Consider the following 14,599-nt stretch of genomic DNA (forward strand, 5'->3'; position numbering starts at 1 on the left):
CTCCAGGCGTTGATTGGGTTAATCCGCGATCACCACACCGATCAACGGCACGATCAACGCCGTACTGATCGCCATGGACAAGACGTTGCCGATGTAGGGGTGCAGGTAGCCAGGCAGACGCCCGGCAATCGCGCAGGCCAGCGGCGGGGCGATCAGCGCGCCCAGTATCGCGCTGGCTACAATCACTGTCGGGTTGCCGCCATAGGTCAATACGGCAGCGGGCACTACCGACACCAGGGGCACATAGGTTGGGTACCAGCCACGCTCACGCCATTGCCGACGCCACAAAAGAATACCGATGAGTGAGGTCAGCGCTTGGCCTGCAATCAGGTGTGGCAACCATCCAGATCCATACGCGGGGCTCAGGGGATTCAGCGCATAAGCCAGCAACACCCCAGCGAGCAAACCCAGGCTGGCCCACTCATTGCCATAGAACGGCGCTTCGGAAAAGTCCGCCAGCACCCGACGTAACGTCCAGCGTATACCGTAATCGGGTATTTTCAGGGCTGTGGCGGGAGGGATGCTGGCCCTGGGTTCAGCTGCACGGCTTACCAGCACCGGCAGGGCACGGCATAGTAAAAACGCCACCACACTGCCCAAAGCCATGCCCAATACATTGCCAATCACCACCGGCAAACCCAGCGGAATGCACAGGTAGTTGACCAGCAACAGGCAGCTCGGCGTCACCAAAAGCGCGCCGAGCAAGGCGCCATTGAGCGTGACCTTCCACCCCCCGCCAAACAGCAGCACCATGGCCGCCGGCAGCGAAACAAAGGCGGCGAACGTGGGTTGCCAGGCGTCTGCCGTCAGGGTCCAGCCCCACATCGCATTGCTCAGCAGCAGGCCCAGCAATGAACTGGTCACCAGCCAGGGCCAGAGCCCCGTGCCGTAGGCGATGCTGAAGCCTTGCCAGGCCTGGGCATAACGACTGGTCCAGTAACCGAAAGCGCCACCGAGCAGCAGGCCGAGTGACGCGAACTCGTGTTTGTAGAAGGCCACCTCACTGATATCGCCGACCACCCAACGCAACCACGCTGTTGGTGTGGGCAGGCTGGCCATCATGTCGTTGTAGCTTGGCCAAAGCTCCGGCGCCGAAGTGGAGTAAGCCACTGACAACCCGGTGAGTGACACTACCAGGGTGAGCGAGGCCAGGAACAGAATGACAAGGTGGCGAACAGGTGAGTCTGATGGCAGTTTTTTTGTCGGTAGGAGAGCCATGGTCGCACCCCCATCAGCGTGGCAGGCACGGGTGAAGGCGGTAGCCGAGCATCCCGTCATACAGGTCGCTGCGACGATCCCGTTGCAGGTCGTTGAGGCTGTTCCAGATCGGTGCGCTGCGAGCGCTGGAGAGGTCGATGTCGGCGTAAATAATCGCTTGCTCGTTAGGTGAAGCGATCTTGCCGATGGGCCAGCCGTTGGTGCCGGCAATCAGTGAACACCCAAGGTAACGTGCATCCTGTTCCTCGCCGATACGGTTGGCCGCAGCAATGAACACGTTGTTGACGTGGGCGGCCGTCATGGTCAAGTACGAGGCCATGCATTTGCCGGCTTCGTCGAACAGCGGCGGTGGGGTCCACACCCAGTTGTTCAGGCTGCAGATGATATCGGCGCCTTGCTGGGTCAGGATGCGTGGGACCTCGGGGAACCAGATGTCCCAGCAGATCAGTAAACCTATACGGCCTATGGGGGTTTCAAACACGGGGAATCCAAGGTTTCCGGGGCTGAACCAGAGCTTTTCCTTGTTCCAGAGGTGGGCCTTGCGGTATTTGCCAATCAGGCCGTCGGGGCCCAGCAGCACGGCGGTGTCGAACAGTTGCATGCCGTCGCGTTCAGCCAGGCCTGCCACGAGATGCACCTGGTGAAACTGCGCGAAATCCATCCAGGCCCGCAGGCTGGGACCGTCTGGAACGGGCTCGGCATGCAGATAGGCATCCTGGCGACTGTTGAACAGATAACCGGTATTGGCCAACTCGGGCAGCACAATCAAATTGGCGCCATTGTTAACCGCTTGCAGGGCAAGGCTCAGGCTGGTTTCCAGGTTGGAAGCGCGATTGTAGGTGCCGACTTGCGGATCAAATTGCACAACGGCGACGCGTACGGGGCTCGTGGACTCGTTCATGGTGCAGACCTCTTATTGTTATGAGCCCACCGGAATGGGTGGGCCGTTTAATAGGAAGTCTTCTTTTGCTGGGCGTCAGTAGGTTGTTTCCTTTTGAAGCGTAGGCAGTTGCTGTATCAGCGGCTGCCTCTGGTAGCGCGGTACGCGACTAGCGCTGCCAACCCAATACGAGCTAACCCGCGATCACCCGATTTTTACCCTGGCGTTTTGCCTCATACATCGCCGCATCGGCGCGGCCGAACAGGCTGTCGAGGGTCGAGTCGTCTTCGCGCAGGCTGGTCAGGCCTTGGCTGACGGTCACTGTAAACGCGTGGCCTTCAACGCTGAAACTCAGCGCCTGGATTTCCTTGCCCAGCCGCTCGGCTACCTGCAGGGCCATGTCCGGGGCGCAGCCGGGCAGTATGGCGGCGAATTCTTCGCCGCCGATGCGGCCGAACAGGTCGCCACGGCGCAACACGCTTCGGCCACTTTCGGCGATGCGCCGCAGCACCTGGTCACCTTCGAGGTGGCCATAACTGTCGTTGATGTCTTTGAAGTCGTCGATGTCCAGCAACAGGAACGCCAGCGGCGTGCCCTGCATACAGGCGTTGTCAAAGGCCTGGTTGGCGAGTTCGAAGAAGTGCCGGCGGTTGCTGCTCTGGGTCAGTACATCGGTGGTGGCCAGGCGATGCAGTTCCAGCTCCAACTGCTTCTTTTCGGTGATGTCCTCGGCCATGCCCACGACGATCATCGGCTTGCCCGGCTCGGCCTGCTGATTGATATAGCATTTGTCGCTGAGCCAGCGGATCTGCCCGTCGACCGTGACGATGCGGTATTCGCGGTCTTCCACGGCGCCCTGTTCCAGCACGCGGGCCAGGCTGTGTTCGGCGTAGTCGAGGTCTTCGGGGTGGATGCTGTTGCGCCATTCCCGGTGATCGGCCAACAGCAAACCGGCGCTGCGGCCGAATATCCGTTCGTAGGCCGGGCTGACGTACAGCACGCGACGCGTTTCCCAGTCGATGGCCCACAGCACCGCGTTCACGCTCACCAGCAGCGAGCTGAGCAGCTGCTCACGCTCACTCAGCCGCTCGACCTCGCCCTGGGCATGCATCAGCGCCAGCAGGGTCGACGCCGCCGCTGGGCGCGGTGGCTGGACGGTGGACAGGTCAATCGGGCAGGGCTTTTCGTGAACCATCGGAACAACTCTCTCTGGGCGCGCCGCAGGATGGAACAGCGGTCACTACAAGGGGTCACCATGATGGCGAAGTGTTCTTTGAGAGAGGGGAATTGCGGTGAAGTTCCGTGATCGGGATGGATTGGCGGTGCCCGGAAAATGGCGCCAAAAAGCCAGTGTGCGGGAGGGAGAGCCCTCCCGCAGTACCGTCAGACCGCTGCGGGACGCAGTGAATAGGTCTTCAATTGGTGAGCGAAATCACGCAGAGATTGAATGCCGCTGGCCTCGGCTTCGTGCACCCATTCCTTGATCGCCGCCAGCATGTCGTGGCCGTTGGAACTGGTTTTGAGCCAGATTTGCTGCAGCGCCAGGCGCTTCTCGTAGATCACGCTCAGCGCATGGCTGTGTTCCAGCATGCTCTGGATGCGCACGTGGTGGCGATCGCTCAGCAGGCTGGTTTCCCGCGACAGCAGGCGCTTGGCGCGGTGAAACTGGTGGCGCACCGAATGATCGACTTTCTCCAGCTCCTGCTTGACCAGCGGGCCGATCACCAATTTGCGGTATTGGGCCATGATCTGGAAGCGGTTGTTGAGGATCGCCATCGCGGTGTCCATGTCCAGGTGGCCCTTGCCTTCGACACGGTGGGCGATCGGCGCGACGCGCTGCACCTTGGCCAGGCGCAGGAAGCTGAATACCTTGATCCAGGCCCAGCCCAGATCGAATTCCCACTTCTTCACCGACAACTTGGCCGAGTTGGGATAGGTGTGGTGGTTGTTGTGCAGTTCTTCGCCACCGACGATGATGCCCCACGGCACCAGGTTGGTCGCCGCGTCGCGGCATTCGAAGTTGCGATAGCCCACGGCATGGCCCAGGCCGTTGATGACGCCGGCGGCCCAGAACGGGATCCACATCATCTGGATCGCCCAGATGGTGATGCCAATGGTGCCGAACAGCAGCACGTCGATGACACCCATGATCGCCACGCCCAGCAGCGGGTAGCGCGTGTAGAGGTTGCGTTCGATCCAGTCGTCCGGGCAGTTCTTGCCGTAGATGCGCAGGGTCTCGGGGTTTTCCGCCTCGGCGCGGTACAGTTCGGCACCTTTGCGCAGCACGGTGGACAGGCCCTTGATCACCGGGCTGTGCGGGTCATCGACGGTTTCGCATTTGGCGTGGTGCTTGCGATGGATGGCGGTCCACTCGCGGGTGTTCTGCGCCGTGGTCAACCACAGCCAGAAGCGGAAGAAGTGTTTCAGGCCAGCATTGAGCTCGAGCGAGCGATGGGCCGAATAACGGTGCAGATAGACGGTGACCCCGATAATGGTCACATGGGTCATCAACAACGTGACTGCCACCAGTTGCCAGGCTGACAGGTCAAGAAAACCGTTGTACCACATAGGCTGTATGGCCCTCAGATAAAGTAAAGAACAGCTCACGCATTATCACTAAGCCTACAGAGAAAACCAGCCGCCCTTTCAGATAGAAGTGACTGGATGTTTCTTATTCTATAATCCTCAGCCTTCGTAGGGCGATTGTGTTTTTTTGGTAAGGATTACTGAGCATATGTTGTTTTCATACCGAGGAGCCCTACGTGCGGGGCTGGTATACCTGCTGATTTCCGTTCTATGGCTCCAGCTTAGCCACCAATTATTAATCAGCTTTATCGATGATCCACGGGTCTTGGCGCATTGGCTGCAACTGCGCGGCTATGTCTGGGTAGGCCTGAGCGCGCTGGCTATTTACCTGATGGGCGCGCGGTTTGCCCGTGCCCACACGTTGCAGCAACCCTTGAAAGAAAACCGTGAACGCCTGCAACAGGCCGCTGCGGTGTTTGATTGCACCCGCGAAGGCGTGCTGGTCACCGACGCTCAGGGCCTGATCGTGCACGTCAATCGGGCGTTCATCGAGATCACCGGATACCGCCGCGAAGACGTCATGGGCCGGCCCCCCAGCCTGTTCAAGTCCGGGCGCCATTCGTCGAATTTTTATCAACAGATGTTCCATGCCCTCCAGCGCAGCGGTGAATGGAGCGGCGAAATCTGGAATCGACGCAAAAGCGGAGAAATTTACCCCCAGTGGCAAACCATCCGCGTCATCCGTGATGACCAGGGCCACATCAGCCACTACGTCGCCGTGTTCTCGGATATCAGCGCCATCAAGGACTCCGAACACGAGCTGGCGCACCTGGCCCACCACGACCCGCTGACCGGCCTGCCCAACCGCCTGCTGTTCACCGACCGCGCCGAGCAGGCGCTGGCCTCGGCACGCGTGCACAAGCGCGGCTGTGCATTGCTGTTGATGGACCTGGATCACTTCAAGATCATCAATGACAGCCTCGGCCACAATGTTGGCGATCAACTGCTCAAGCTGGTGGCCGACCGTCTCAAGGGGCTTTTCGGGCCTGGGGTGACCCTGGCGCGCCTGGGGGGCGACGAGTTCGCCGTGCTGGCGGAAAGTTGTCCACAGGTGATGCAGGCTGCGGCCATGGCCCAGCGCATGCTCGAGGCCATGAAGGAGCCGTTCATTTTTGACGGCAACCAGCTGTTTATCAGCGCCAGCATCGGTATCAGCCTGTTCCCCAGTGATGCGCTGAGCGCCGAGCAATTGTTGCGCAACGCTGACTCGGCCTTGTTCAAGGCCAAAAACGCGGGCCGTGAAAGCTACGCCTTATACACCGAGGAACTGACGGCTCACGCGCAGAGTCGTGTGGAAATCGCCAGCGAATTGCGCCGCGCCCTCGACCGGCAGGAACTGCGCGTCTATTACCAGCCCGTGCACGACCTGCAGAACAGCCGTTTGATTGGCGTGGAAGCGCTGGTGCGCTGGCAGCACCCGGAGCGCGGCCTGGTGCCGCCGGCTGAATTTATCCCCATCGCCGAGCGCACCGGGTTGATCGCCGACATCGATGCCTGGGTGATGGACCAGGCCTGCCGCCAGATGTGCCTATGGTTGGCGGACGGCGCGCCGTTGGGGTTTATCGCGATCAATGTCTCCAGCCGTCTGTTTGCCCGGCGCGAGCTCTACGAACAGGTGGGTCAGGTGCTCCACGACACAGGCCTGGACCCAGCCTTCCTTGAGCTGGAAGTCACCGAAAGCGCGGTGATGGATGACCCGGAAGTCGCCCTTGAACAACTGCACCGCCTGCGCGAACTGGGCTTGCGCCTGGCCATCGACGACTTCGGCACCGGCTATTCCTCGCTGTTGCGCCTCAAGCGCCTGCCGGTGCAGAAACTCAAGATCGACCAAGGTTTTGTCGCCGGCTTGCCTTGGGATGAAGACGACGCCGCTATCGTGCGCGTGGTCATCGCCCTGGCCAAAAGCATGGGCATGCAGGTGCATGCCGAGGGGATCGAGCAAGTGGAGCAGGCGCGCTTCCTGCTGGACCAGGAATGCGACATGGGCCAGGGGTATTGGTTTGGCAAGCCGATGCCGGCCCAGGAGATAGATTGGACCCGGACACCCCCCATCCACATTTGAAATGCATTCAACTGTGGGAGGGGGCTTGCTCCCGATAGCGGTCTATCAGGTTAGAAAATCTTGTCTGACCCACCGCCATCGGGAGCAAGCCCCCTCCCACATTTGGATTACATCAGGCCTTAATTTCAGTGGCTGAACGCAAAACCTGCGCGCAACCCCACGTCCCGTCAGAAAATTCTTTCTGGTTATATAAACATTCTTAAATAGTATTTTTAAGAATATCCGCGCTTATCTACTATCGCCCTCACGCCGCAAGCAGTGCCGCCACTGCCAGGCATTATTCATTTCAGGAGCGAGACCATGAGCGCATCTCTACGTAGCGTCGACGGCCAGGACGAAGCAGCCATTTTGCGTGAGATCCAGAGCGCCTTGCGCGATCTGCGGTTTGGCGCGGTGGAAATCACCGTACACAACGCTCAAGTGGTACAGATCGAACGCAAGGAAAAATTCCGTCTGCAGAACCCGGGTAACAAACCCGCCTAAGAATAAGCCACCAGTAGGAGCGAGCTTGCTCGCGAAAAACGCCAACGATAACGCTGCGCATCAGGTTTAACGCGGTGCTCCTGGGTTTTTCGCGAGCAAGCTCGCTCCTACAGGGTTGCGCCAACATAAGAATTTCAGGAGCTTCTATGTCGTCGATTCGCCGTTACGCCCTGGCCGCATTGGCCAGTGCCGTGTTTGCCGGTTCCGCCGTTGCCAAGGACTACGAGTTGCTCAACGTCTCGTACGACCCGACCCGTGAGCTGTACCAGGACTACAACGCTGAGTTCACCAGCTTCTGGAAACAGTCTCACCCGGGCGACAACGTGAAGATCCAGCAATCCCACGGTGGTTCGGGCAAGCAGGGCCGCGCGGTGATCGACGGCCTGCGCGCCGACGTGGTGACCCTGGCCCTGGCCGGCGACATCGACGAAATCGCCAAGCTGGGCAAGACCCTGCCGGAAAACTGGCAGACCCGCCTGCCGGATGCCAGCACCCCGTACACCTCGACCATCGTGTTCCTGGTACGCAAGGGCAACCCCAAGGGCATCAAGGACTGGGGCGACCTGATCAAGAAAGACGTTTCGGTGATCACGCCCAACCCGAAAACCTCCGGCGGTGCGCGCTGGAACTTCCTCGCGGCCTGGGCCTACGGCCTGAAGACCGGCGGCAGCGAAGCCAAGGCTCAGGAATACGTCAAGGAGCTGTTCAAGCATGTGCCGATCCTCGACACCGGCGCGCGCGGTTCCACCATCACTTTCGTCAACAACGGCCAGGGCGACGTGCTGCTGGCGTGGGAAAACGAGGCGTTCCTGGCGCTGAAAGAAGACGGCGGCGCCGACAAGTTCGACATCGTCGTGCCTTCCCTGTCGATCCTCGCCGAGCCACCAGTGGCCGTGGTCGACAAGAACGCCGAGAAAAAGGGCAATACCGAGATCGCCACCGAATACCTCAAGCACCTGTACAGCCCGGCTGGCCAGGAGATTGCGGCGAACAACTTCTACCGCCCACGCGATGAGAAAGTCGCCGCCAAATACGCCCAACAGTTCCCGAAACTGGACTTGGTGACTATCGACAAAGATTTCGGCGGCTGGAAAACTGCCCAACCGAAATTCTTCAACGACGGTGGCGTGTTCGACCAGATCTACACGGCGCAGTAAGCCAAAGTACCTGTAGGAGCGAGCTTTCTGTGGCGAGGGAGCTTGCTCCCGCTGGAGTGCGAAGCGCTCCCAGTACCGGTCCCCACGGTTCATCGGGTCGCCTGGTCCTGGGGCTGCTGCGCAGCCCAGCGGGAGCAAGCTCCCTCGCCACAACAGCTGGCTTCTACAGTGGTTTCTACCCTTTAACCAAGGACTCTTATGTCGCGTCGTATCTCCCCCGTCATACCCGGCTTCGGGCTGACGCTGGGCTACACCGTCGTGTACCTCAGCCTGATCGTGCTCATCCCGCTGGCGGCGATGTTTGTACACGCCGCTCAACTCACCTGGGATCAGTTCTGGAACATCATCTCCGCACCCCGCGTGCTGGCGGCGTTGAAACTAAGCTTCAGCACCGCGTTGTACGCCGCGCTGATCAACGGCGTGATCGGCACCCTGCTGGCCTGGGTGCTGGTGCGCTACACCTTCTCCGGACGCAAGATCATCGATGCGATGATCGATCTGCCGTTCGCCTTGCCCACCGCCGTGGCCGGTATCGCGTTGACCGCGCTGTATGCGCCTAACGGGCTGGTTGGCCAGTTCGCCGCCGACCTGGGCTTCAAGATCGCCTACACCCCGCTGGGCATCACCCTGGCGCTGACCTTCGTTACCTTGCCCTTCGTGGTGCGCACCGTACAGCCGGTACTCGCCGATATCCCCCGGGAAGTCGAGGAGGCCGCCGCCTGCCTGGGCGCCAAGCCGCTGCAAGTGTTCCGTCACATCCTCGTGCCGGCGCTGTTGCCGGCCTGGCTGACCGGTTTTGCATTGGCCTTCGCCCGTGGCGTCGGCGAGTACGGTTCGGTGATTTTCATCGCCGGCAACATGCCGATGAAAACCGAGATTCTGCCGCTGCTGATCATGGTCAAGCTTGACCAGTACGACTACCGCGGCGCCACCTCGATCGGTGTGCTGATGCTGGTGGTTTCCTTTGTCCTGCTGCTGCTGATCAACTTGTTGCAGCGGCGCATCGAACGTCCATAAGGAGGCGCGGAACATGTCCCAATCGTCTATCTCCGCCGCGTCCTCGGCCAACGCCGCCCGGCGCGGCAGCGCCACCTCGCGACGCATCCTGATCGGCCTCGGCTGGCTGGTGTTCGCGCTGTTTTTGCTGCTGCCGCTGTTGATCGTGGTGTCCCAGGGCTTGAAGAATGGCCTCGGCGCGTTCTTCACTGCGATCCTTGAACCGGACGCGCTGTCGGCGCTGAAACTCACGGTAATCGCCGTGGTGATTTCGGTGCCGCTCAACCTGGTGTTTGGTGTCAGCGCCGCGTGGTGCGTGAGCAAGTATTCTTTCCGTGGCAAAAGCATATTGGTAACGCTGATCGACCTGCCGTTCTCGGTCTCGCCCGTGATCGCAGGCCTGGTGTATGTGCTGATGTTCGGCGCCCAGGGATTCTTCGGACCGTGGTTGCAGGCCCATGACATCCAGATCGTGTTCGCCTTGCCCGGCATCGTGCTGGCGACCATCTTCGTCACCGTGCCGTTCGTGGCCCGCGAGCTGATCCCGTTGATGCAGGAGCAGGGCACCCAGGAAGAAGAGGCCGCGCGCCTGCTCGGTGCCAACGGCTGGCAGATGTTCTGGCATGTCACCGTGCCGAACATCAAGTGGGGCCTGATCTACGGCGTGGTGCTGTGTACCGCGCGGGCCATGGGTGAGTTCGGCGCGGTGTCGGTGGTGTCCGGCCATATTCGTGGCGTAACCAACACGCTGCCGCTGCACGTCGAGATTCTCTACAACGAATACAACCACGTCGCCGCCTTCGCGGTGGCCAGCCTGTTGCTGATCCTGGCGCTCTTCATCCTGCTGCTCAAGCAGTGGAGCGAGAACCGAATCAACCGCCTGCGCAACAGCGCCGGTGAGGAATAAGTCATGTCGATCGAAGTCCGTAATGTCAGCAAGAACTTCAATGCCTTCAAGGCCCTGGACAGCATCAACCTGGATATCCAGAGTGGCGAGCTGGTGGCCTTGCTGGGCCCGTCCGGCTGCGGCAAGACCACCTTGCTGCGCATCATCGCAGGTCTCGAAACCCCGGATGACGGTAGCATCGTGTTCCACGGCGAGGACGTCTCCGGCCACGATGTGCGTGATCGCAACGTGGGCTTTGTGTTCCAGCACTATGCGCTGTTCCGCCACATGACCGTGTTCGACAACGTCGCCTTCGGCCTGCGCATGAAGCCGAAAAACCAGCGCCCGAGCGAAAGCCAGATCGCGACCAAGGTTCACGACCTGCTGAACATGGTGCAGCTCGATTGGCTGTCCGATCGCTACCCGGAACAACTCTCCGGCGGCCAGCGCCAACGTATCGCCCTGGCCCGCGCCCTGGCGGTAGAGCCTAAAGTGCTGCTGCTGGACGAACCCTTCGGCGCCCTCGATGCCAAGGTGCGCAAGGAGCTGCGCCGCTGGCTGGCGCGCTTGCACGAGGATATCAACCTGACCTCGGTGTTCGTGACCCATGACCAGGAGGAGGCCATGGAAGTCGCCGACCGGATCGTGGTGATGAACAAGGGCGTGATTGAGCAGATCGGCTCACCGGGCGAGGTGTATGAAAACCCTGCCAGCGATTTTGTGTACCACTTCCTGGGTGACTCGAACCGCCTGCACTTGGGCGAGGATAAACACCTGCTGTTCCGCCCCCACGAGGTGTCGCTGTCGCGGCATGAGCTGGAGGATCACCATGCGGCTGAGGTGCGCGATATTCGGCCATTGGGCGCGACCACACGGGTGACGTTGAAGGTGGAAGGCCAACCCGAGCTGATCGAAGCCGAAGTGGTCAAAGACCACGACAGCCTCACCGGCCTGGCCCGTGGCGAAACCCTGTTCTTCAAACCCAAGGTCTGGCAAAAAACTTAAGCTCACCGCAGTGCCAAATGTGAAATGGGGCCAATGTGGGAGGGGCTTGCTCCCGATAGCGGAGTGTCAGTTGGCCTATGAATCAGCTGACCCACCGCCATCGGGAGCAAGCCCCCTCCCACATTCAGACCTCGCTTGGCTTGAGATCGCGACGAGCCACCGGCCCCGAGCGCGCTTCAATCTGTTGTTTCAGGTCCTGCCGCAAGCCCACCAGAAACGCCAACTCCGCCACCACAAACAACGGCCCCACGATCAGCCCCGACACGTCGTCCACAAACGCCGGCTTGCGGCCTTCGTAGTAATGCCCGACAAACTGGATCACCCAGCCCAGTACAAACAGGCCCACGCCGCTGCCCAGCCACACCGTCGTGCTCTGCGCCGCCAGTACATGCCCGGCCCACACCGACAAACCCATCAGCACCGTCATCAACCCACCCAGCGCCAGCTCCAGGCGCAGGTAGAACCACGCCGAAAACAGCGCCAGCAGCACCGCCGGTGATAGCCACAGCCCGCCCACCGCCCATTCGGGGCGTGACAGCAGCACGGCGACCGCCACCACGATCAACGGAATGCCGATGAAATGACTGGTGATATTGCGCGGGTCGCGGTGGTAGGCGGCGTATTGACTGAGGTGGTCGACGAGGCTTTTCATTGTTATTCCTCTTGTAGGATGTTTGATCATGCCCTGTCAGTCGGCTGCCAGCGGCTGCTGCTGATGATCGCGCAAGGCCAGGGTGAAGTCGAGCAGGCGCGCCTATGAACCGCGATAGGTGGAGAAGCCGTAAGGGCTGAGCAACAGCGGGATGTGGTAGTGCTGGTCAGCCTGCTTGACTTGGAAAATCACCGGCACTTCGGGGAAGAAGGTTTCGCGGTTGGCTTTCTTGTAATAGTCGCCGGTCTTGAACACCACGCGGTACTCGCCCGGCTTCATTTTGCGGTCAGCCGGGAACAGTTCGGCGATGCGCCCTTGCTGGTTGGTCACGCCTTGGGACAGCGCCTGCCATTGGTCGCCCACGTGTTCTTCCAGGGTGACGTTGACGCCGGCGCTCGGCAGGCCATTTTCCAGGTTGAGCACATGCACGCTCAGCGGGTTGCCGTCGGCCAGGGCCAGATTGCACAGGCCGCTCAGGCTGAGGGCGGCGAGGGTCATGCTTAGGGTTTTCATCGAGAAGTCCTTGTTGACAGGAGTGGAATCAAGGGGTGATTTTCAAGCCCAGTTTCTCGGCCGCCTGTACGGCGCAGGCTTCATCCTGCGGCGCGCCGCCGGCACCGGCGATGCCCAGCGCGCCGACCAGTTCGGCCTCGGCAAACAGCGGCACGCCACCGCCAAGCAACAGCAATTCGGGCAAGCTGTTAAGGTTGGCGGCCTCGGGGTTGTTGCGCGCAAGCTCGGCGAACAGCCGGGTTGGGGTTTTGGTCGACAACGCCGTGTACGCCTTGCGCTGGCTGGCGAGGCTGTTGTGCGGGCCGACGCCGTCGGCGCGCAGGCTCAGCAACAGATTGCCGCCGCGGTCGAGCACAGTCAGCGCGGCGTTGCAGTGAGCCAGGCTGGCATCGGCCAATTGGCGCGCGGTGCGTAAATCAAGCGTGGCGTGGCGTGGCAGTTGTGGCGTCGCCTGGGCGGCAGTCGCCACGGCGAGGCTCAGGAATAAAGCAGTGCGATACATGGTGAACGCTCCAGAAGGCAGGCCGTCACGGTAGCCAGTGGAGGTGGACAAAAGCCGCACAATTTGATGACAGGTTTGTAATCAAACCCAGAGGTAAGGCATGCACGTGTTGTTAGTGGAAGACCAGCCGCAACTGGCGCAACGGATGGCCCAGGGCTTGAGCGAGGCCGGTTTTACCGTGGAAGTCGCGGCCAACGGCATGGCCGCGCAGCGGTTTGTGGAAAGCACCGTGTACGACCTGGTGATCCTGGATGTGATGCTGCCGGGCCTGAATGCCTGGAAGTTGCAGCAGGAGATTCGCCAACGCGGCGAAACGCCCGTGCTGTTTCTGACCACGCCCGATGGCATTGAAGATCGTTTGCGCGGGTTGGAATTGCATGAAGACGACTACTTGCTCAAGCCGTTTGATGCCAAGGCATTGGTGGCGCGGGTGAGGAAGGTGTTGAGGCGTGATCGGGGGCGGTGATTGCCTGGACCACCGCTATCGGGGGCAAGCCCCCTCCCACATTTGAACTGTATTCACAAATCAACTGTGGGAGGGGGCTTGCCCCCGATGAGGCCCTCAAAGCCAACCCCACATCTGCCTACCGCAACCCATCCCTGAACTGCCCCGGCGTCATCCCCGTCCAGCGCTTGAACGCCCGATTGAAGCTGCTGGTATCGGCGAACCCCAGCAAATGGCTGATCTCGGCCAATGAACACTGCGGATCGCGCAGGTGCAACAGCGCCAGGTTCTGCCGACACTCATTGAGCAGCGCATCAAACCGGCAGCCTTCATCCGCCAGGTGCCGCTGCAGGCTGCGCAGGCTCAAATGTAGCGCCTGGGCGATCCGCTCCGCGCTGGGTTCGCCGTCGGGCAGTTGCGCCTCGATGGCGGCGCGCACCTTGCGTTCCCAGGTCAGCGGTTGCAGTTGGGCCAGGGTGCGCTTGAGCACGGTTTCATTGTGTTCGGCCAACTCCGGGTTGGCGTCGTCCAGGTGGCTGTCGAAGTCGCGGGCGGCGAACTCCAGGCGGTCTTCCTCGGCGCCGAAGAACACCGGTGAGCGAAACACCGTGTGCCACGGTGCAGGGTCGGCCGGTTCCGGGCGCCGCAGGTATACCGCCAGCGGTGCGTAGTCACGCCCCAGGCGATTGCGGCAGGTGCGCACATAGATCGCCGCGAACGCATCGATGGCTTCCAGCGCCGGCGCCGGGCTGCCTTCGGGTTGCAGCAGGCGGAAACGGTAGCCGTCACCGTGACGGCTCAGCTCCAGGCTCAGGGCATCACTGACCACCTGGTGATAGCGCACGATACGCTCGAACACCTCGCGCAGGCTGCCGCTGGCCACCAGCGCATACCCCAACGCATGAAAGGTGGTGGGGCTGACAAACCTCGACACCCGCAAGCCAATCGCCGGATCGCCACTGGCCTGCACCGCCAGTTCCCAAAGGCGCGTGGTGGCCGACAACGGGTAGCGCGCATTCGGGTCGTCCATCAACAGCGGGTCGAGCCCGGCCTCGCGGCAGAGCGCGGCGCTGTCGAGGCCCAGGGCGTCGAGTTGCTTGCGCAGGGCGCGGGTCCAACTGGCGAGGGAGGTGGGTTCGGTCATGGCGATTGGCGCTTGCGGTCAACAGGTTGGCGTGCGGAGCTAGCGCCCTGCGCCAGGGTAGGGTGCAGGA

Annotated in this window: 15 protein-coding genes; 7 read left to right on the top strand and 8 right to left on the bottom strand. The window is 61.3% G+C overall.

Annotated features, from left to right (window positions below; all coding sequences use genetic code 11):
- Positions 1-18: 18 nt before the first annotated feature.
- The 4 genes from C4J88_RS01010 to desA form a co-directional block, all read right to left on the bottom strand.
- The gene (locus C4J88_RS01010) at positions 19-1,218 is read right to left on the bottom strand and encodes a hypothetical protein (protein WP_124405977.1); all 1,200 of its coding nucleotides are present in this window, start codon (positions 1,216-1,218) and stop codon (positions 19-21) included.
- 13 nt (positions 1,219-1,231) lie between these two features.
- Complete coding sequence (locus C4J88_RS01015; RefSeq protein ID WP_124365376.1) at positions 1,232-2,119, bottom strand: nitrilase family protein; 888 nt, start codon at positions 2,117-2,119, stop codon at positions 1,232-1,234.
- A gap of 172 nt (positions 2,120-2,291) precedes the next feature.
- The gene (locus C4J88_RS01020; protein ID WP_124405978.1) at positions 2,292-3,293 is read right to left on the bottom strand and encodes a sensor domain-containing diguanylate cyclase; all 1,002 of its coding nucleotides are present in this window, start codon (positions 3,291-3,293) and stop codon (positions 2,292-2,294) included.
- 188 nt (positions 3,294-3,481) lie between these two features.
- Positions 3,482-4,666 carry a delta-9 fatty acid desaturase DesA gene (desA, locus tag C4J88_RS01025; protein WP_124405979.1) on the bottom strand — a complete coding sequence of 395 codons (1,185 nt, stop codon included), beginning with the start codon at positions 4,664-4,666 and terminating at the stop codon, positions 3,482-3,484.
- A gap of 166 nt (positions 4,667-4,832) precedes the next feature.
- Here desA and dibA point away from each other — a divergent pair, with 166 nt between their 5' ends.
- The 6 genes from dibA (at position 4,833) to C4J88_RS01055 (ending at position 11,273) form a co-directional block, all read left to right on the top strand.
- Positions 4,833-6,746 carry a phosphodiesterase DibA gene (gene dibA, locus C4J88_RS01030; protein WP_124405980.1) on the top strand — a complete coding sequence of 638 codons (1,914 nt, stop codon included), beginning with the start codon at positions 4,833-4,835 and terminating at the stop codon, positions 6,744-6,746.
- Positions 6,747-7,046: 300 nt separating this feature from the next.
- Positions 7,047-7,229: a sulfur starvation response protein OscA gene (gene oscA, locus C4J88_RS01035; RefSeq protein ID WP_010565387.1), complete on the top strand. Its 183-nt coding sequence runs from the start codon at positions 7,047-7,049 to the stop codon at positions 7,227-7,229.
- A 146-nt stretch (positions 7,230-7,375) separates the two neighbouring features.
- The gene (locus tag C4J88_RS01040) at positions 7,376-8,386 is read left to right on the top strand and encodes a sulfate ABC transporter substrate-binding protein (RefSeq protein ID WP_124405981.1); all 1,011 of its coding nucleotides are present in this window, start codon (positions 7,376-7,378) and stop codon (positions 8,384-8,386) included.
- Between the two features lie 198 nt (positions 8,387-8,584).
- The gene (gene cysT / locus C4J88_RS01045; RefSeq protein ID WP_124405982.1) at positions 8,585-9,403 is read left to right on the top strand and encodes a sulfate ABC transporter permease subunit CysT; all 819 of its coding nucleotides are present in this window, start codon (positions 8,585-8,587) and stop codon (positions 9,401-9,403) included.
- 13 nt (positions 9,404-9,416) lie between these two features.
- Positions 9,417-10,289: a sulfate ABC transporter permease subunit CysW gene (gene cysW / locus C4J88_RS01050; protein WP_124365381.1), complete on the top strand. Its 873-nt coding sequence runs from the start codon at positions 9,417-9,419 to the stop codon at positions 10,287-10,289.
- A 3-nt stretch (positions 10,290-10,292) separates the two neighbouring features.
- Entirely contained in the window at positions 10,293-11,273 is a 981-nt protein-coding gene (locus C4J88_RS01055; protein WP_124405983.1) for a sulfate/molybdate ABC transporter ATP-binding protein, read from the top strand.
- 124 nt (positions 11,274-11,397) lie between these two features.
- Here C4J88_RS01055 and C4J88_RS01060 read toward each other — a convergent pair whose 3' ends face one another.
- The 3 genes from C4J88_RS01060 to C4J88_RS01070 all read right to left on the bottom strand — a co-directional run bounded on the left by C4J88_RS01060 (position 11,398) and on the right by C4J88_RS01070 (position 12,940).
- Entirely contained in the window at positions 11,398-11,925 is a 528-nt protein-coding gene (locus C4J88_RS01060) for a DUF962 domain-containing protein (RefSeq protein WP_124369173.1), read from the bottom strand.
- Between the two features lie 102 nt (positions 11,926-12,027).
- Complete coding sequence (uraH, locus tag C4J88_RS01065; RefSeq protein ID WP_124360746.1) at positions 12,028-12,438, bottom strand: hydroxyisourate hydrolase; 411 nt, start codon at positions 12,436-12,438, stop codon at positions 12,028-12,030.
- 28 nt (positions 12,439-12,466) lie between these two features.
- Positions 12,467-12,940: a heme-binding protein gene (locus C4J88_RS01070; RefSeq protein ID WP_124405984.1), complete on the bottom strand. Its 474-nt coding sequence runs from the start codon at positions 12,938-12,940 to the stop codon at positions 12,467-12,469.
- A gap of 100 nt (positions 12,941-13,040) precedes the next feature.
- Between C4J88_RS01070 and C4J88_RS01075 the strand changes: the two genes are divergently transcribed.
- Positions 13,041-13,406, top strand: a complete 366-nt coding sequence (locus tag C4J88_RS01075) for a response regulator (RefSeq protein WP_124405985.1) — start codon at positions 13,041-13,043, stop codon at positions 13,404-13,406.
- Between the two features lie 118 nt (positions 13,407-13,524).
- On the opposite strand, the gene C4J88_RS01080 is transcribed toward C4J88_RS01075, so the two are convergent.
- Complete coding sequence (locus C4J88_RS01080; protein ID WP_124365386.1) at positions 13,525-14,529, bottom strand: AraC family transcriptional regulator; 1,005 nt, start codon at positions 14,527-14,529, stop codon at positions 13,525-13,527.
- Positions 14,530-14,599 lie beyond the last annotated feature (70 nt).

This window comes from Pseudomonas sp. R4-39-08, from assembly GCF_003852275.1.
Taxonomy (GTDB): domain Bacteria; phylum Pseudomonadota; class Gammaproteobacteria; order Pseudomonadales; family Pseudomonadaceae; genus Aquipseudomonas.